The sequence below is a fragment of the Kribbella sp. NPDC051770 genome (assembly GCF_040681455.1).
Classification (GTDB): domain Bacteria; phylum Actinomycetota; class Actinomycetes; order Propionibacteriales; family Kribbellaceae; genus Kribbella.
Genome location: NZ_JBFAYT010000016.1, coordinates 44,308 through 61,226, shown reverse-complemented (window position 1 = coordinate 61,226; position 16,919 = coordinate 44,308). Strand labels below are relative to the sequence as shown.

The window sequence follows — 16,919 nt, the reverse complement described above, 5'->3', positions numbered from 1 at the left end:
GGTGTACGACCTGGGGACTACGGCGGGTCGCCCTGGGGCTACCTAAAGGTGAGGGACAGACCGGTCCGTCGGCCGATTCGCTTCGGGGCGCGGAGTTGGAGAGTTCAGGTATGACTCAGAGCGGGCCTCAGATGGTGCAGATACCTCAGCGGAGCGAGTTTCCGGCGTTGGCCGGGCGGGGGTTGGTGAAGTACTACGGGGAAGTGGTGGGGCTGGCGGGGGTGGATGTCGCGGTCCGGCCGGGGGAGGCGTTGGCGGTGATGGGGCCCAGTGGGAACGGGAAGACCACCTTGCTGCATGTGCTGGCGGGGATTTTGACGCCGGATCAAGGGGAGGTCTGGCTGGGTGGGGAGCGGGTGGATCAGCTCAGTGACGCTCAGCGGACGGTCTTGCGGCGTCGGCGGTTGGGGTTTGTGTTTCAGGACAATCAGTTGCTGGCGGAGCTGCCGGCTGACGAGAACGTGGCTTTGCCGTTGATGGTGGACGGGGTGTCGAGGAGAGAGGCCGTCACACGGGCTCGGGCGATGTTGGCTCAGGTGGGGTTGGCCAACGAGGCGACGCGGAGGCCGGGGGAGCTCAGTGGTGGGCAGGCTCAGCGGGTCGCGATCGCGCGGGCGTTGGTGGGGGAACCGCAGGCGGTGTTCGCGGATGAGCCGACGGGGGCGCTGGACGCGGCGACCGGTGCTCAGGTGATCGATCTGCTGGTCGGTGCGGCGACGCACCGGGGTGCGGCGGTGGTGGTGGTGACGCACGACAACGCGGTCGCGGCGCGGTGCCACCGGGTGGTGCGGATCGTGGACGGCCGGGTGAGTGAGCGATGAATCCGATGACCTCGCTCGGGTTGCGGTTCGTCCGCAGACCCGGGCCGGGCGGTCGGGCCGCGAACCTGGCCGCGTTCGGCGCCACGGCGATCGTCGCGTTGCTGATCACGTTCCTGGTCGCGGGGACGCTCGGCCTGACCGAGCGCAGCGATCGGATCGGCTGGCGGGTCAGTGACGGCGGTGACGCCGGTACGGCGGTCGGCGTCACCAAGAACGTCGACGACATGGTCGACGGGAAACCGTTCCAGCGCCTCGACCTCGCGGTGGTCAACGAGAAGCGCAACGCCGAGCTGCCACCACCGCCAGGGCTCCCTCATGCCCCGAAGCCTGGTGAGGTGTTCGTCTCGCCGGCGCTCGCGAAGCTCTGGGGGCCGGATCTCGCCAAGCGGTACGGCGTCGCGACGCCGACCGGCACGATCTCGAGCGACGGTCTGTCCTCGCCCGACGAGCTCGTCGCGATCCGCGGTCTCGCCGAGAACGCGCCGGGGCTGCAGCAGAACAACCACCCGAACTACCTCGACACCTGGCGCGGTACGTCGACCGACGAGCGAATCGCGACCCTGCTCGCACTCGTTGCCTTCGGCATCGCTCTGGTCCTCTTCCCGGTCCTCAGCCTGGTCGGCCAGGCGGCCGGTGTCGCCGCCAAGCGGCGCGAGCATCGACTCGCCGCACTCCGGCTGGCGGGTGCAACGCGCAGCCAGGTCCTCCGACTCAGCGCGGTCGAGCAAGCCGTCCTCGGTCTGCTCGGCGCGATCGCCGGCCTGATCGGCTACACCGCGCTCAGCCCGCTGATCGCGCGCATCCCGCTCGGCGGCGGCCGCTGGTACGTCAGCGATCTCACCGTCAGCTGGTGGCTCGTCCTGGTCGTGCTCGCCGTCGTACCGCTGCTGTCGGTGCTGAGCGCGCTGATCGGTCTCGGCCGGGTCAGCATCACGCCGCTCGGCGTCGTCCGCGGTCAGACCCGCAAGGGCATCACGCCGTTCCGGCTCGGCCTGCTCGTGGTCGGCCCGGTCATCCTCGGCGTGATCGGCACCGGCGGCGCGCTGCTCCCGCTCGTGATCGGCGTCGGCTTCGGCGCGCTCGCGGTCCGCGTCGTCGGTCCGTTCGCCGTCCAGATCATCGGCAAGATCCTCGCCGGTACGGCGAAGGGCCCGGTCGCGCTGCTGGCCGGCCGCCGGCTCGTCGACGACCCGAAGGCGGCGTTCCGCCCGGTCGCCGCGCTGGTGCTGAGCGGGTTCGTGACCGGGTTCCTCGCGCTGTTCATGCCGTACGGCATCAACGGCGACGGCAAGGACGCCGCGTTCGAGTTCTACACCACCCAGACGGTCGCGCAGGACGCGAAGGACCGACTCGCCCGAGCCGGCCTGAAGGGCGAGGTCAGCACCGGCGACCAGACCGTCGAGATCGTCGTACCGGGCAACAATCGCGAGACCGTCCGGACCGTGCTCTACGACCTCGTCCCCGGCAAGGTCCCGCTGACCGACGCCGAGAACGACCAGCACCAGGCCGGTCTCTACCTCGACATGCGCCTCGGTGTCGCCCTCCTGCTCGGCCTCGTCTTCGTCACCGGCGCTGCTTCGACCGCGGCCGGAGCCGTCGGTACGGCGCTCGACCAGGCCGGCCCGGCCAAGGCGCTCCGCCGATCCGGCGTACCGCTGAGCGTGATCGAGCGCTCGTCGAGGCTCGCGGCCGTCGTACCGGTGGTCGGTGTCGGCCTGCCGGTGGTCGGGTTCGGAGCGCTCTGCGGGCTGCTGCTGAGCGGCGGGCAGGTGATCACGCAGGGCAACTGGGGAGTCCTGCTGCTGTTCGGTCAGGTCGCGGTCGGGCTGATTCTGGTCGCGCTCGCCGGAGCGGCCGGCGCGCCCGTACTGCGCAAGGCCAGCGTGGGTTAGCCGCAGCGAACGGACCGGCGCATGCAAGGATGAGGGCATGCGTGACCTGAATGCGCCGGTCCCGGAGCTCACGGACGCCTCCGCCGCTTTGCGCGAGGCGATCGACCGGTGCGGCTACTACCCCGACGTGGTGACCGACTCGCTGGCGATCGCGATCGCCGGCGAACCGATCCGGGCCTTCGTGCTGCAGCACGAGCCGACCTTCGACCGCGACGAGGTCCGCCGGCACATCACCATCCTGGCCCTCACCCCGACCCGGCTGATCGTCGGGCACACCGACGAGCACGCCGCCGACGACCTGATCCGGGCGCCGTACGCGTCCACCTCGACCGAGGCGATCCCGCTGAACCGGGTGAACGCCGTGGTGGTCAACCGCGTCGTCCCGAACCCGTCGGCCTACGCCTCCGGCAAGGCCGACCCGGCGTCGGCCTCGGCCGGCGGCGAGGTGGTGCTGACGATCGGGTGGGGCATGGTGAACCGGATCGACCTCGAGCCCGCCGTCTGCGCCGACCCGAACTGCGAGGCCGACCACGGCTACACCGGTTCGGTCGCCGCCGACGACATCTCGCTGCGGATCAGCGCGGCCGCCGACGGCCCGGCCGGGATCCAGCAGGTGCTCGACTTCGCGGCCGCGCTGTCCTTCGCGACGACCCGCTAGCGCCGTGAGCGACCCGACGCCGACACTGCCCGCGTACGGCGGGGGGTCGCTGGCCGACGTCCTGCCGTCGGTCGCCGGGGCGCTGTCGGTCCCGGGCGAGCAGAACCATCTCGATCTGCCGGAGGCCCGCCGGTACGCCGTACTGCTGCTCGACGGTCTCGGCTGGAACCTGCTGCGCCGCCACCCCGAGCAAGCGCCGTACCTGAGCTCGCTGACGGCACGCGCGCTGACGGCCGGCGTACCGTCGACGACCGCCGCGAGCCTGACCAGTCTCGGCACCGGCCTGCCGCCGGGCGCGCACGGGATCGTCGGCTACTCGTCGATCGTGCCGGAGACCGGCGCGCTGCTGAACGCGCTGGCCTGGGACGCGCCGGTCGATCCGCGGCGCTGGCAGCCGCACCCGACCGTGTTCGAGCGGGTCGCGGCCGCGGGGGTTGCGACGCGCAACGTCAGCAAGGCGCGGTTCGACAAGTCGGGCCTGACCCAGGCGGCGTTCCGGGGGAGCGCTCACCGGGGCGCTGACACGATCGAGGACCGGCTGGACGCGACCAGGTTCGCGAGTCGCGAGGGAAGTTCGTCGCTGGTGTACGTGTACGACTCCCAGCTCGACTACACCGGGCACATGCAGGGCTGCGAGTCCTGGCAGTGGGGCAAGGAGCTGACCGCGGCCGACTCGTTCGCGCAGCGGGTCAGGTCGTCGCTGCCGCGTGACGCCGTACTGGTCGTCGTCGCTGATCACGGCATGGTCGACGTCGCGCCCGAGGACCGGATCGATCTCGACGCCGACCCGACGCTGACCGACGGCGTCCGGCTGATCGGTGGCGAGTCGCGGTTTCGTCACCTGTACTGCGTGCCTGGTGCCGAGCCGTACGTCGCCGACCGCTACCGCGAGCTGCTCGGCGACCGTGCGCTCGTCTTGTCCCGGTCGGAGGCGGCCGAGCGTGGCTGGTTCGGTCAGGTCGAGGACCGGGTCGCGCCGCGGATCGGTGACGTCGTGGTCGCGGCACTCGGCCCGGTCGCGCTGGTCGCCGGGACGCGCTTCCCGCAGGAGGCCGGCCTGATCGGCGTCCACGGTTCGCTCACCGAGGACGAGATGGCCATTCCCCTGCTGATCGACGCGGGCTAGAAGCTCCAGACGTTCCAGAAGAACGTCGACGTGGCATCCCGTCCGTCGCCGTCCTGTGCGCGGATCGTCACCTTGTAGCGCCCGGCGCCCGGCGTCAGCACTCCGGTGATCCAGCCGCGCTCGGGGTCGATCTTCAGGCCCGGCGGCAGGCCGGTCGCGGTGTAGCCGATCTCGCCCTTGCTGCTCATCCCCTTGATCAGCAGCGGTACGGCGGGCAGCCCGCCGATCCCGAGCTGCTCACCGGGCTTGGTGATCGTCACGCCGGACGACGGCGTCTTGGTCGACGCGCCGACGGCCTCGGCCGCGTCGACCAGGCCCTCGCCGTAGTACGAGTTGTTCGCCTCCGAGCCGGTGCACTCGCCGCCGGAGGTGGCCGGGCAGGTGAGGTCGTTGGCCTGGGCGGTGAGCCGGTCGCGGACCTGCTCGGGGTTGAGTTTGGGGTTGACGCTGCGCAGCAGCGCGACGACACCGGCGACGTGCGGCGAGGCCATCGACGTACCGTCCATCGTCTGGTAGCCGCCGCCCGGGACCGTCGAGTAGACGTCCTCGCCAGGTGCGGCGACGGTGATCTTGCCGGTGCCGAAGTTGGAGAAGCTCGACTTCACGCTGCCACCGTCGACCGAGGCGACCACGACCATGTTCGGCAGCTCGGTCGGCAGGCTCAGGCAGTCGTTGGTGATCGTCCGTTGACCCGGGGTCGAGTCGTTCGGGCTGGTGTCGTCGCCGGACTTCTCGGCCAGGTTGTACTTCTCGTTGCCGGCCGCGGCGACGTTGACGACGCCCTTGCTGTCGGCGTACGCGACCGAACGGCGGACCGCTTCGGCGATGGCGTCCTGGTCGGGGTCGCTCGGACAGGTGAACAGCCACGGGTCGGTGTAGTAGCTGTTGTTGGTCACCGAGACGCCCTTGTCGGCGGCGAAGACGAACGCGCAGACCGTGTTCTCCGGGAAGAACAGCTGGTTGCCGGCCTCGGCGACCCGGATCGACGACACCCGTACGCCGGGAGCGACGCCGACCATGCCCTTGCCGTCCTTGGCTGCCGCGATCGAGCCGGCCACGTGGGTGCCGTGCTCGCCGACCGGCCGCCAGGCGCCGGGCCGGGTGTCGGCCTTGCCGTACGCGCAGGACGCCGACCGGGACGCGTCGAAGTTCGGCTTCAGGTCCGGGTGCTGGTCGTCGACGCCGGTGTCGAGCACGCCGACGGTGATCGACTTCGAGCCCGGGTTCACCGCCCAGGCCTGGTCGGCGCCGATCTGCTGCATGTCCGGCCGCGGGATCTCCGGCGTCTCGTCGGGGTTCTCGGCCGGGGCCGGCGGGATCGGCGGGTTGGCCGCGGCGGCCGGGAGGTCCGACGTACGGGTGGCTCCGACCTTCTGGACGCCGCTCACCCCGCGCAGCTTGGTGGCGAAGTCGGCGGTCGCGGAGTGCACGACCAGGACGCCGATCGCGTCGTACGCCGCGTAGACGGTGCCGCCGTTGCCGGTGATCGCCGACGTCACGGCCGCGGTCTGCTTCGGGGCGGTGATCACGAAGTACGCGCGCAGCCCCGCCTCGGCCCGGACCGGTACGGCGGCGGCCGGAGCCGCGGTGGTGGTCAGCAGCAGGGCGAACGACAGGGCGAACAGCAGAGCTTTGCGCACGACCAAGTAGAACCTGACAAAGGTGCAGAACAAAAGCCGGAGCCCCCCGGCGTTACTGACCCGCAAGCGACTTTGGCAGGATGGGCGCCCGTGGCTGAGCTGCTCTACTTCACCGGGACCATGGACTGCGGCAAGTCCACCCTCGCGCTGCAGATGGATCACAACCATCGGGCCCGCGGCCGGCTGGGGCGGATCTTCACCAGCCACGACCGGGCCGGTGACAACGTGCTGTCGTCGCGGCTCGGCCTGGCCGCCGAGGCGATCGAGGTCCGGCCGGACTTCGACTTCTGGGACTACGTCGTCGGCGAGCTGACCCACGGCGGCCGGATCGACTACGCGGTCTGCGACGAGGCGCAGTTCTACCAGCCCGAGCAGGTCGAGCAGCTGGCCCGGATGGTCGACGAGCTGCAGATCGACGTCTTCTGCTTCGGCATCCTGACCGACTTCCGGGCGACGCTGTTCCCGGGCTCGGCGCGGCTGGTCGAGCTGGCCGACCGGATGGAGCTGCTCCAGGTCGAGGCGCTGTGCTGGTGCGGCGAGCGGGCCACCCACAACGCGCGGACGGTCGGCGGCGAGATGGTCACCGAGGGCGAGCAGCTGGTCGTCGGCGACATCGAGCAGGACGACCGCGAGGTCGCGTACGAAGTACTCTGCCGTCGGCACCACCGGCGCCGGCTGACCACGGCCCGGGCCCGGGCCACGCTGTCTCCCGAGGTACTCCCGTTCGGAGGTTCCGCATCATGAGCCCGTTGATCACCGCTGCCGAGCTGCGTGCCGCGACCGGTCTGGTCGTGCTGGACGCGACGTGGAACCTGATGGGTCCGCCCGGGCGGGAGGCGTACGACGCCGGGCACGTGCCGGGGGCGTACTTCGTGGACCTGGACACCGAGCTGGCCGGGCCGCCCGGTGCCGGTGGCCGGCACCCGTTGCCTTCCGCAAGCGTCGTCGAGGCGCTGCTGCGGCGGACCGGGATCGACGGGGACTCGGCGGTGGTCGTGTACGACGCCGCGAACTCGATGGCGGCGGCGCGGGCGCGGTTCGTGCTGCGGTACTTCGGGGTGGAGAACGTGCGGGTGCTCGACGGTGGGCTCGCGGCGTGGAAGGCGGCCGGGGGAGAGGTCAGCGCGGAGGTGCCGGCGGATGCGAAGGGCGAGTTCGTGACTGCTGGTGGGAGCCTTCAAGTGCTTGATGCCGAAGGTGCTGCGGAGATCGCCTCCACCGGGGTGCTGCTGGATGCTCGGGCTCCGGAGCGGTTCGCCGGTGAGGTCGAGCCGATGGACAAGGTCGCCGGGCACATCCCCGGTGCGGTGAACGCTCCTACGACCGGGAACGTGGCTGAGGACGGGCGGTTCCTGCCGGCTGACGAGCTGCGCGAGCGGTTCGCGAAGCTCGGTGCCGACGGGTCGCAGCCGGTGGCGGCGTACTGCGGGTCGGGTGTGACCGCGGCGCACGAGGCGCTGGCGCTGGAGATCGCCGGGGTGGACGCGCCGGTGTACGTCGGGTCGTGGTCGGAGTGGATCACCGATCCGGAGCGGCCGGTCGCGACCGGGCGGGACTGACGCCTTTCGACCAGGGTGGTAACCCTGAAGTGATCTGTTGACTTCGTTCCGTTCCGGTCGCAGGCTCGTGAGCAATCGATTTCCCGTCCCAGATCGAGGAGCTCACGATGGATCGCAGAACGTTCTTGAAAGCAGCCGCCGGAGCCGGCGCGCTGGCCGCGGCGCCAGGCGCCGCCTGGGCCGCACCGAGCAGCGCGAACGGCGTACAGGCTGTGCTGACCAACAAGGTCGCGGACCTGACCGGCCCCGGGCTGACCGACCGCTTCCGGATGGCCGCGACGGATCTCGGCATCCCGGCGCGCACGCCGGACGGCCGGATGCTGTTCATGTTCGGCGACACCTTCGAGCAGGCGCGGGTCGGCGGCGGCTGGTGGCGGTCGCCGGTCGCGCTCTGGTCGACGACGACCGACCTGAACTCCGGCGTGAAGTGGTCCGGCGCGGTCGGCGGCGCGGCCGCGCAGCAGCTGTGGGACTACCCGCACGACAACCCGACCTTCTCGACCGTGCTGCCGTCCGACGTGATCACCATCGGCGGGTCGATGTACCTGCACGCGATGGTGAACAAGGGCCTCGGCAACGTGGTCTGGACCGAGATCTGGCGCAGCGACAACTCCGGCGCCAGCTGGTACCACACCGGCGCGAAGTTCCAGCCCAACATCGACGGCGGCCTGTTCCAGTGCATCACCTGGGGCGAGGGCAACGACGGGTACGTCTACGTGTACTCGACCGGTTTCCAGCGCAACAAGCCGATCATCCTCAAGCGCGTCCGCAGCAACCAGATCGCGAACCCGGCGGCGTACGAGCCGTGGGGCTTCCGCGACGGCGTCTGGGCCTGGGGCAACCCGGCGACGCCGATCCTGACCGGCAGCTTCGGCGAGCTGTGCCTGCGGCCGCTCGGCGGGAAGTGGGTGCTGACCTGGTTCAACGCCGGTGACTACCGCATCGACGGCATCATCATGGACACGCCCACGTCGAACCTGTTCACGGCGTACCGGCAGACGCTGATCTACGGCGGCGCGTGGGGCCAGGAGAACGACAACCACGTCGCCCAGCTGTACGGCGGCTACGTCATCCCGGGTTCGACGCTGAGCGACCTGCACCTCTCGGTGAGCCAGTGGAACACCTCGGCCGGCTGGCCCTACCGAGCGATGCAGTTCCGCGTCCGCGGCTTCGGCTAGTACGGCAGCGCGACGTAGTCCACGTGCTGGCCTGCGTTCGGGTCGCCCGCGACCTCGCGGGGGACGTCGCGGACGATCAGGCCGGCCTCGGACGCGGCGGTCAGGGCGGCCTGGTCGTAGCGGGTCTTGCCCCAGATGTCGACCATGTACTTGCGGGTCTTCAGGTAGTCGACGTACCGGGCCATGTGGGCGTCGTCGAGGCCGAGGGCGGCGAACAGCGCGATCCGGTCGCCGTCCTTGCTCGCGACGCGCCACTTCGGGTACTTGTCGTGCTCGTGCGGCAGCGGCGCCTTCGACTTCGGGAAGCGCAGCAGCGTGCCGTTGCCGCTGTGCGTCGTGCGCAGGCTCCAGACCGCGACGTCGCCGACCCGGGTCCGGACGTAGACGTTGTCGCCGACGGTCAGGTCTGGCGTGTTGTGCGACTGGTGCCGCAGGTTCAGCCCGCCGGTGTGGCGGTAGTGGTCCTGCAGGTAGATCCCGAAGCGCAGGATCGTGTAGCGGCCGTTCCAGTCCGGGGCGTTCGGGTCGACCCGGTCGGCGTTGTCCTTGTGGAAGCCGCGCTGGACGCCGTTCACGGTGAACGCGCTGTCCCCGGTGTAGACGATCTTGTCCTCACCGAGGATCTGCCGGGCGATCTTCACGAAGTTGCCGTCGGTCAGCACCTCGCGCAGCCGCGGGTTGGCCAGCAGGTCGCCCCCGAAGTTCTTCCGCGACCAGTGCGCGGCCTCCCGGAGCCGCTGCACGTCGCTCGGGGAGTAGACCCCGCGCACGATCGTCCAGCCGTTCTCCCAGAACCCGTTCACGTCGACCTCGTTCACCGCGGACATGGCCCATCCTTCCGATCCGCCCGGCCCGGCGGCCTGGCTCTTACTCGCCACGATGCGAGCGGGAGCGGAAAGGTTGCGAGATCGCGCGGCTATCGTGCCCAGGGTGGAGTTCCTCGACGTGGTCCGCCGCCGGAAGATGGTCCGCTCGTTCACCGACGAGCCGGTCGACCCGGACGTCGTACGCCGCGTGCTCGACGTGGCGCGGCGCGGGCCGAGCGCGGGGTACAGCCAGGGCGTCGAGTTCGTCGTGGTGACCGACCCGGCGACCCGCGCGGCGATCGCCGAGCCGGGCCGGGAGATGTTCGAGCAGCTGCAGCGACCGGACTTCGTCGCGCAGGCGCAGGTGCACGTGGTGATCTGCGTCAGCCCGGAGATCTACAAGGGCCGGTACCGGGAGGCCGACAAGCAGCAGGTGGTCTCCGAGATCGACGAGGACGCGCTGTGGGTGGTCCCGTTCTGGTACACCGACGCGGGCGCCGCGATGACGCTGCTGCTGCTCGCGGCCGTCGACGAGGGGATCGGTGCGGCGTTCGTGGGTGGGCTGGAGGCCGACGATGTGCGCACGCTGCTCGGCATCCCGGCGGAGTACATCCCGGTCGGGATCGCGCTGCTCGGGCACGAGGCGCCGGACGCGAAGACGTGGGGCGACGTCGCGGCCGCTGGGCGGCGGCCGCGACGTCGGTACGACGAGGTCGTGCACCAGGAGCGCTGGTAGTCCGCGCCCGGAAGCGCTGCTGGTCCGCGCGCAGGAGCGCTGGGCGTCCTGGAGCGATCCGCGCCGGTGATCAGCGCGGACCGCTCGCGGACGTCACCCGATCCGGTAGGCGCGGATCGTGGTCTGCTCCACGCTGTTGCCCTCGGCATCGATCGCGGAGGCGCGCAGCGAGACTGAGCCCTCCTTCGGGTGGCTCAGGGACACCTGCCAGCCGGCTCCGGCCGTCGTCAGGCTCGCCTGCTGCCAGTGCACGCCGTCGTCGTACGAGACCTCGACGGAGCGCAGCGTCGCCTCGCCACCGGTCGATCCGGGCTGACGATCGACACGGACCGGAACGGTGAACTGGCGCCCGCCCGGAGCGCGGCCGGACAGGTCGAGCTTCGGGTCGAAGCCGACGGTGAGCAGCGGCAGCGGTGTGGGCTTCGCGGTCGACGCGGAGTGGAAGGTCCACGCGGCGCTGATCTTCGTCCCGAGCGGCCAGTACGGGTGCGTGCGTGTCACCTCCGTGCTGAGCCGGTACGCCGTACGGCCGGCCGGCACCTCGAACGTCCCGGCACCGGGAACGTCGCTGGTCCCGATCGTCGTGCTCCCAGCGGACAGCGTGGTCTTCCCGTGGTCGCCGAAGTTGAAGTCGTCAGGCTCCGGCAGACCGGTGTGTCCGGCGGAGTCCGAGAACAGCGGCAGGAGCACATCGACGACGTTGCCGTCGCGCACCGCGAGGTGCGTCCCGGGACCGGACAGCGGGAAGGCGAAGCCCGGACCGAAGACCGGCTTGTTCCACTCCTCGGTGAGCTTCTCGCCCCGCCGGTAGGAGTGGTTCACGACGCCTTGGTAGCCCTGTTGGACGCCGTCGCCGGCCGGCGGTGCGACGCGGAGCGAGGAGGTCCACTTGATCGGGCCCGGTGAGAAGTACTCCGTCCGGCGCGTCGGCAGGTTGACCACCGACGACCACAGCGACTCGCTGAGCTCCCACCGGCCCGAGGTGCTGGTGAAGTCGCGGTAGCCGGTCCAGCCGGTACCGGGCGCGGAGTAGCTCGCCTGCACGGTCGCCAGGTCGCTGTTGCGCGGCCGGTACGCCGGGTTGCGCGGGATGCCGCCCTCGTACGGAACCGCCAGCTCGTACCGGTACGGACTACCGGCGTTGCCATCGATCGTCACCGTCGCGGAGGTGAGAGCCGCGAGGCGTCCCGCGGTGGCGTCGTCGGCGTACAGCGTCGGGAGCGATGACGCGTCGGCCTCGGAGAGCGAGATCGCCTCGGACACGCGGTAGAACGCGGCCACGGCACCGGCGGCCCGCAACTGCCGCAACCGGTCCCGGAAGCTGTCCTCCTCGCCGGCCGACAAGGTGAAGAGCGCCAGCTTGCCCTTCAGCGGGTGCGTGGCGATCTCGTCCGGTCCGGCATGGCCGACGTCGACGACACCGAGCTGCCGGCGGCCGACGAGCTGCGGCCCGCCTGGAACCCAGTCGACCGGGACCTCGAAGGCGTTGGGCGCTTTGACAGCCAGTCGCACGAGCGGCCGCTCCAGCTGGGGCCTGGTGTAGAAGACGAAATCGGGGTTCGGCCGCTTCGTCGGTACGGCGTACTCCAGCTTGCGGATCGGACGTACGAGGCCTGCGCGCACGTCGCCGTGCTCGTAGAGCATGCCGGTCATCCCGCTCACGATCCGGGCGTCCTCGGCGTCCACCTGGAGGCTGACGGGCCGGCCTTGGCGGGCGTCGATCGCGAGCACGGTGTCGCGGCGCAGGGCGAGCTCCGGCTCGGCGGCGCTGGTCAGCGAGGACTCGACCCGGCCGGGGACCGGGGTCGCGACGTTGCTGAAGACGGCGTACTGGCCCGCGGGCAGGCGGAGCTTCTCGCCGGGGCGGACCGGATAGTAGGTCCCCGTCGGGTCGTCCAGGCTCTGTACCACCGAGAGACCGCTCTCCGGTTTCACCGTGGCACCGTTACGGTCCTTCATGCTCACGGTGAGGTTGTAGCTCTCGGGTTCCTTGGTGACGCCGACCGGGGTCTGGACCACCGTGCGATCGCCGGTGGCGACCAGGCGGCCGCCGTACGTGCCGGGTGTCGCGTCGCCCGGGGTGAGTGTCACCGTGGCGCTCGCCTGACCGCCGGCCGGGACGGTGAGAGTGCTCGGGCTGACCGTGAACAGCCCGGCCGCCTTCCCGGTCGCGTCGCGGACGTCGAGCTTCAGGTCGAGAACGAGGGGAGCGCTCTCTGCGTTCCGGTAGGTGATCTGCTGGGTCCGGGGTTCGGGGGTGCTGCTGGACCACCGAACGGTGTCGAAGCTCAGGCCGGCCGGGGAGCTGGTGACCTGCTGCGTCGTCGCGCGGGCGAGGTCGAGGCGCCCGGCGCCTTGTCCGTAGACCCCGGCGTCGACCGGGTGGGCGCTGTTCATCAGCGCGGTCTTGAGCTGGGCGGCCTTCCAGTCCGGGTGCTGCTGAGCCAGGATCGCGGCGCCGCCGGTGACATGCGGCGTAGCCATCGAGGTCCCCGACAACCGGGCGTAGTGCTCGTCGACGGCGCGGTCGTCGAGCGTTCCCGCAGCGCGGGCCGCGACGATGTCGACGCCGGGCGCGGCCAGGTCGGGCTTGAGCGCGAAGTCGCCGATCCGTGGGCCGACCGAGGAGTCTTCGGCGAGCGTGTCCTGCTTGGTGACCGATGCGACGGCCAGGGCCGCGTCGGCGGTGGCCGGGGAGGAGACCCGGCCGTCGGGGCCATCGTTGCCTGCAGCAACTACGAACAGGGTGCCGGTCTGGGCGGTGAGGCGGTTGATCTCCGCCGACAGCGGGTCGGTGCCGTCGGTGGCGCCGCCGCCGAGGCTCAGGTTCACCACCCGGGCGCCGCTGGTCGCGGCCCACTGCATGCCGGCGATGATCGCGTCGTACGGGCAGCCGTCGGGGTCGCAGACCTTGCCGATCAGCAGGTCGGCCTGCTTGGCGACTCCGACGTACCGGCCGTTGGAGGCGGTGCCGCGACCGGCGATCGTGGAGGCGACGTGCGTGCCGTGGCCGGTCTCGTCCTTCATCCCGGCCGGGTCGCCGGGGATGAAGTCCTTCGTGTCCTTCACGACTCCGGCCAGATCGGGGTGCGTGGCGTCGTACCCACTGTCCAGGACGGCGACCTTCACGCCGGCGCCGGTGAACCCGGCCTGCCAGGCGGCCGGGGCGCCGACCTGCGGGACGCTGACGTCGAGGCTGGGTTTCGCGCGGCCGTTGAGCCAGATCTTGGTCGCTCCACCGGTCAGCGCGGCCTGGTCCGGGGTGGTGAGCTTGTCGTACGTCGCTGCCGACTTGGCGGCGGTCACGGCGGTGAGCTTGGCCGCCGGGAGCTGGCGGGTGATGCGGCCGACGGGCGCGGACTTCCGGGCGGCGCCTGACGACTGGATCAGGAGGGGCAGCTCCTTGGTGTGCTCGTCGTCGAGCTTCTGGCGGATCAGTCCGGTGACGTCGAACAGGGCCTTGTCGAGGGCGCCGGAGCGGACCAGCGGGAGAGCTTCGGCGGGGATCACGGTGACGCCGTCGGGGCCGGTGTGCCGGAAGAATCCGGCGGTCGGGGCGCCGGTACGGCGTACGGGGTGGATCTCGATGTCACCTTGGGCGGTGACGGTGACCTTGTCGCCGGTGATGAGGGTGACTGTCGAGGAGCGGGGCTGAGGCTGCGCGGCGCTGGGCTGGGTGGCGGACGAGGGTGCGGACAGGAATCCTGTCGCCAGCACTCCGAGCGCCGCCACCGGGGCGGCCAACCAGTATTTCTTCTGTGCCATGCACGGTATTGCCCGCTGACGTTCTCGGCGTTCACACCGCGTCTCGGACGGCGTCGACGAAGGCGGCGATCGCCGGGTGCTTGGCGGCGCCTTTGCGGTAGGCGGCGCTCGTCCTGCGGCGGACGGTCAGAGGAAGCAGGGAGACGCCGGGTGGTGGTGAACCGGCGGCGAGCTGTGGGACGAGGGAGACGCCTTGGCCGGCGGCGACGAGCGCGAGGACGGCGTCGAAGTCGTCGGCGGTGTGGCGGATGCGCGGGGTGTAGCCGGCGGCCTGGCAGACGTGCATGGTGAGGGCGCGGCAGGCGGTGCCGGGTGATCCGGCGATCCAGACGGCATCGCGAGCACTGGCAACCGCGGGTTCGGGCGGCTGGTCGGGCTCGTGGGGGACTGCTGACGGCATTGCCAGGTAGACCGTCTCTTCGACCAGGGGAACTGTCTCGACGGTGTCCAAGGCGGGGTCGGGCAGGACGTCGTAGTCGTTGACCAAGGCAACATCGAGTTGGGACTTGAGGAGTTGCTGCGGGGCTTGGGCCGGGTCGAGCTCGGTGACAGTGAGGTCGAGGCGCGGGTGGTCGCGGGCCAGGCGGACCAGGGTGCTCGGGAGGAGGGCGCGGACGGCGGTGGGGAAGGCGCCGATGCGGAGCGGCCCGGTGAGATCCGGGGCGGCGAGGTCGGCCTCGGCCTGCTCGAGGGTGGTGAGGATCTTCTCGGCGTGCTCGACGAGGCGGGCGCCGGCGGCGGTGAGGCGGACGCGGCGGCCGGTGCGTTCGAGCAGCGGGGTGCCGGCTTCGCGTTCGAGGGCGGTGAGCTGCTGGGAGACCGCGGACGCGGTGTACGTGTGGGCTTCGGCGACCGCGGTGATGGTGCCGAGGTGGGCGAGATCGCGGAGCAGGCGGAGGCGGCGTACGTCGAGCATAAGGTCAGCTTAAACACAGTGGTGGAAGACTGAACTGGACCTTACGCGTCGCGGCGGCTGAGGGTAGACCGTATGAAGCCGACTGGTGTGCTGGTGCCGTTGATCACTCCGTTCGGACGGGACGGGGGAGTGGCGGTGGAGGCGTTGGAAGGGCTCGCGGAGCGGGTGCTCGACGAGGGGGCGAGCGGGATCGTCGCGCTCGGGACGACGGGGGAGCCGGGGAGTTTGACGGCGGACGAGCGGCGGTTGGTGGTGGAGACGATCGGGCGGGTGTGCGCGGCGCGGAGCGCAACGCTGGTTGTCGGAGGCAACGACCCGGAGTTGGTCGCGGGGGCCGCAGAGGCAGCGGGGGCACGCGGTGTGGCGGCGCTGACCCTCGTACCGCCGTTCGTGCGGCCCGGTGAGGCGGGGGTGCTGGAGTACTTCCGGCAGCTGGAGAGTCCGGTGCCGGTGATCGTTTACCACGTGCCGTACCGAACTGGGCAGCAGCTGAGCGCCGAAACCCTGCGCAGGATCGCCGAGCTGCCGAACGTTGCCGGGATCAAGTACGCCGCCGGCGGGATCGACGACGAGACGATGCTGTTCCTGAGCGGCGGTCTGCCGGAGGGGTTCTCCGTACTGGGTGGCGATGATCCGTTCATCGCGCCGATGCTCGCGCTGGGTGCGCACGGCGGGATCCTCGCCTCGGCTCATCTGGAGACGCGGAAGTTCGTCGAGCTCGTCGAGGCTTGGCGTCGCGGTGACGTGACGACTGGGCGGCGGCTGGGACTCGAGCTGGTGCGCCTCTCCAAGGCCTTGTTCGCCGAGCCGAACCCGACGGTGATCAAAGCCGTCCTGCACGCCCGCGGCGAGATCCCGACACCGGACGTCCGGCTGCCGCTCCTCGCCGCCGCTCGCACCTCCACCGAACGGGCCGTTGCGGCGAGCCTGCTGGCGGCGGAGGAGCCCACTGTCCACCTGACCTCCGCGCTGGTCGAAGATGAAGTGAGCGTGTCCGCGACCTGAGGAGCTGACTGTGGGCCAGTACGTCGAAGCCGGGGGAGTGCTGACCTGGTTCGAGGTCGCGGGCGAAGGCGAGCCCGTCCTTCTCCTGCACGGCGGCGGCGTCGCCGGCGACACCTGGGTCGCGCAGATCGACGCGCTCGCGCAGCACTACACCGTGATCGTCCCCGAGCGCCGCGGCCACGGCCGCACCCCGGACGTCGACGGCCCGGTCTCGATGGAGCTGTACGCCGCCGATCTCGCGGCGTTCGTCGAGCGGCTCGAGATCGGGCCGGCGCGGATCGTCGGCTGGAGCGACGGCGGCAAGGTCGGCGCTTGGTTCGCGCTCGCGCACCCGGAGCTGGTCCGCAAGCTGGTGCTGATCGGCGCCGAGCTCACGATGGCCGGGCAGACGCCCGCGGCCGCCGAGCTGATGACCGATGCGGGCCTCGAGCAACTGGCGACCGCGTTCCGTGCGCAGTACGAGCCGCTGGCGCCGGACGGGCCGGGCCACTTCGACGTGGTGTTCGCGAAGTGGGTCGAGATGTGGCGCACGCTGCCGGACCTCGATCTCGGTGAGCTGAGCGAGCGGCTGACGATGCCCGTTCTGGTGATGCAGGGCGACGACGACGGCGTCCGGATCGAGCACAGCCTGGAGATCGCGAAGGCGCTGCCGCAGGCGCAGCTGGCCGTCGTACCGGGGGCTTCGCACGGGCTGCCGCTGGAGAAGTCGGGCATCGTCAACCAGCTGCTGATCGACTTCCTGGCCAACCGGCAGACCCCCAAGTTCATGCCGATGGGCGCCCTCGACCACTGATCCACCCCGAATCCCAACCGTGAC

14 protein-coding genes are annotated in these 16,919 nt (G+C 71.0%); 10 read left to right on the top strand and 4 right to left on the bottom strand.

The features are described 5' to 3' along the window. The first annotated feature begins 110 nt into the window (after nt 1-110). Genes AB0M01_RS35500 through AB0M01_RS35485 form a run of 4 tightly spaced genes read left to right on the top strand, consistent with a single transcriptional unit; the run spans nt 111 to nt 4,497 of the window. Entirely contained in the window at nt 111-821 is a 711-nt protein-coding gene (locus AB0M01_RS35500; protein WP_363676889.1) for an ABC transporter ATP-binding protein, read from the top strand. Continuing rightward, the gene (locus AB0M01_RS35495; RefSeq protein ID WP_363676888.1) at nt 818-2,713 is read left to right on the top strand and encodes an FtsX-like permease family protein; all 1,896 of its coding nucleotides are present in this window, start codon (nt 818-820) and stop codon (nt 2,711-2,713) included. The genes AB0M01_RS35500 and AB0M01_RS35495 overlap by 4 nt, the downstream gene beginning before the upstream one ends. A 37-nt stretch (nt 2,714-2,750) precedes the next feature. After that, nucleotides 2,751-3,371 (top strand): DUF5998 family protein, encoded by a 621-nt coding sequence (locus AB0M01_RS35490; protein ID WP_363676887.1) that lies wholly within the window; start codon nt 2,751-2,753, stop codon nt 3,369-3,371. 4 nt (nt 3,372-3,375) lie between these two features. After that, on the top strand, nt 3,376-4,497 hold the full coding sequence (locus AB0M01_RS35485) for a nucleotide pyrophosphatase/phosphodiesterase family protein (protein ID WP_363676886.1): 1,122 nt from the start codon (nt 3,376-3,378) through the stop codon (nt 4,495-4,497). Here the strand turns inward: AB0M01_RS35485 and AB0M01_RS35480 are convergent. Then, complete coding sequence (locus tag AB0M01_RS35480) at nt 4,494-6,137, bottom strand: S8 family serine peptidase (protein WP_363676885.1); 1,644 nt, start codon at nt 6,135-6,137, stop codon at nt 4,494-4,496. The genes AB0M01_RS35485 and AB0M01_RS35480 overlap by 4 nt on opposite strands. 90 nt (nt 6,138-6,227) lie before the next feature. Between AB0M01_RS35480 and AB0M01_RS35475 the strand changes: the two genes are divergently transcribed. The 3 genes from AB0M01_RS35475 (at nt 6,228) to AB0M01_RS35465 (ending at nt 8,874) form a co-directional block, all read left to right on the top strand. Next, entirely contained in the window at nt 6,228-6,881 is a 654-nt protein-coding gene (locus tag AB0M01_RS35475) for a thymidine kinase (protein WP_363676884.1), read from the top strand. Continuing rightward, nucleotides 6,878-7,696: a sulfurtransferase gene (locus tag AB0M01_RS35470; protein WP_363676883.1), complete on the top strand. Its 819-nt coding sequence runs from the start codon at nt 6,878-6,880 to the stop codon at nt 7,694-7,696. Before AB0M01_RS35475 ends, AB0M01_RS35470 begins: the two co-directional genes overlap by 4 nt. Nucleotides 7,697-7,803: 107 nt before the next feature. Continuing rightward, nucleotides 7,804-8,874, top strand: coding sequence for a DUF4185 domain-containing protein (locus AB0M01_RS35465; RefSeq protein ID WP_363676882.1), 1,071 nt, complete (start codon nt 7,804-7,806; stop codon nt 8,872-8,874). Here the strand turns inward: AB0M01_RS35465 and AB0M01_RS35460 are convergent. Then, the gene (locus AB0M01_RS35460; RefSeq protein ID WP_363676881.1) at nt 8,871-9,701 is read right to left on the bottom strand and encodes a hypothetical protein; all 831 of its coding nucleotides are present in this window, start codon (nt 9,699-9,701) and stop codon (nt 8,871-8,873) included. The genes AB0M01_RS35465 and AB0M01_RS35460 overlap by 4 nt on opposite strands. Before the next feature lie 103 nt (nt 9,702-9,804). Between AB0M01_RS35460 and AB0M01_RS35455 the strand changes: the two genes are divergently transcribed. Continuing rightward, on the top strand, nt 9,805-10,416 hold the full coding sequence (locus AB0M01_RS35455; RefSeq protein ID WP_363676880.1) for a nitroreductase family protein: 612 nt from the start codon (nt 9,805-9,807) through the stop codon (nt 10,414-10,416). 93 nt (nt 10,417-10,509) lie between these two features. Here the strand turns inward: AB0M01_RS35455 and AB0M01_RS35450 are convergent, their stop codons facing one another. Next, a complete protein-coding gene (locus AB0M01_RS35450) occupies nt 10,510-14,181 on the bottom strand; it encodes a S8 family serine peptidase (RefSeq protein WP_363676879.1) in 3,672 nt (1,223 codons plus the stop codon). A 31-nt stretch (nt 14,182-14,212) separates the two neighbouring features. Beyond that, on the bottom strand, nt 14,213-15,097 hold the full coding sequence (locus tag AB0M01_RS35445; protein ID WP_363676878.1) for a LysR family transcriptional regulator: 885 nt from the start codon (nt 15,095-15,097) through the stop codon (nt 14,213-14,215). Between the two features lie 72 nt (nt 15,098-15,169). On the opposite strand from AB0M01_RS35445, the gene AB0M01_RS35440 reads away from it, so the two are divergent. Beyond that, nucleotides 15,170-16,102, top strand: coding sequence for a dihydrodipicolinate synthase family protein (locus AB0M01_RS35440; RefSeq protein ID WP_363676877.1), 933 nt, complete (start codon nt 15,170-15,172; stop codon nt 16,100-16,102). Between the two features lie 10 nt (nt 16,103-16,112). After that, entirely contained in the window at nt 16,113-16,895 is a 783-nt protein-coding gene (locus tag AB0M01_RS35435) for an alpha/beta hydrolase (protein WP_363676876.1), read from the top strand. The last annotated feature ends 24 nt before the right edge of the window (nt 16,896-16,919 follow it).

Bases quoted from the DNA above. Each gene is read 5' to 3' on its own strand.
- AB0M01_RS35450 (WP_363676879.1), bottom strand. From the start codon at position 14,181: ATGGCACAGAAGAAATACTGGTTGGCCGCCCCGGTGGCGGCGCTCGGA.
- AB0M01_RS35460 (WP_363676881.1), bottom strand. From the start codon at position 9,701: ATGTCCGCGGTGAACGAGGTCGACGTGAACGGGTTCTGGGAGAACGGC.
- AB0M01_RS35490 (WP_363676887.1), top strand. From the start codon at position 2,751: ATGCGTGACCTGAATGCGCCGGTCCCGGAGCTCACGGACGCCTCCGCC.
- AB0M01_RS35470 (WP_363676883.1), top strand. From the start codon at position 6,878: ATGAGCCCGTTGATCACCGCTGCCGAGCTGCGTGCCGCGACCGGTCTG.
- AB0M01_RS35445 (WP_363676878.1), bottom strand. From the start codon at position 15,097: ATGCTCGACGTACGCCGCCTCCGCCTGCTCCGCGATCTCGCCCACCTC.
- AB0M01_RS35495 (WP_363676888.1), top strand. From the start codon at position 818: ATGAATCCGATGACCTCGCTCGGGTTGCGGTTCGTCCGCAGACCCGGG.
- AB0M01_RS35500 (WP_363676889.1), top strand. From the start codon at position 111: ATGACTCAGAGCGGGCCTCAGATGGTGCAGATACCTCAGCGGAGCGAG.
- AB0M01_RS35465 (WP_363676882.1), top strand. From the start codon at position 7,804: ATGGATCGCAGAACGTTCTTGAAAGCAGCCGCCGGAGCCGGCGCGCTG.
- AB0M01_RS35440 (WP_363676877.1), top strand. From the start codon at position 15,170: ATGAAGCCGACTGGTGTGCTGGTGCCGTTGATCACTCCGTTCGGACGG.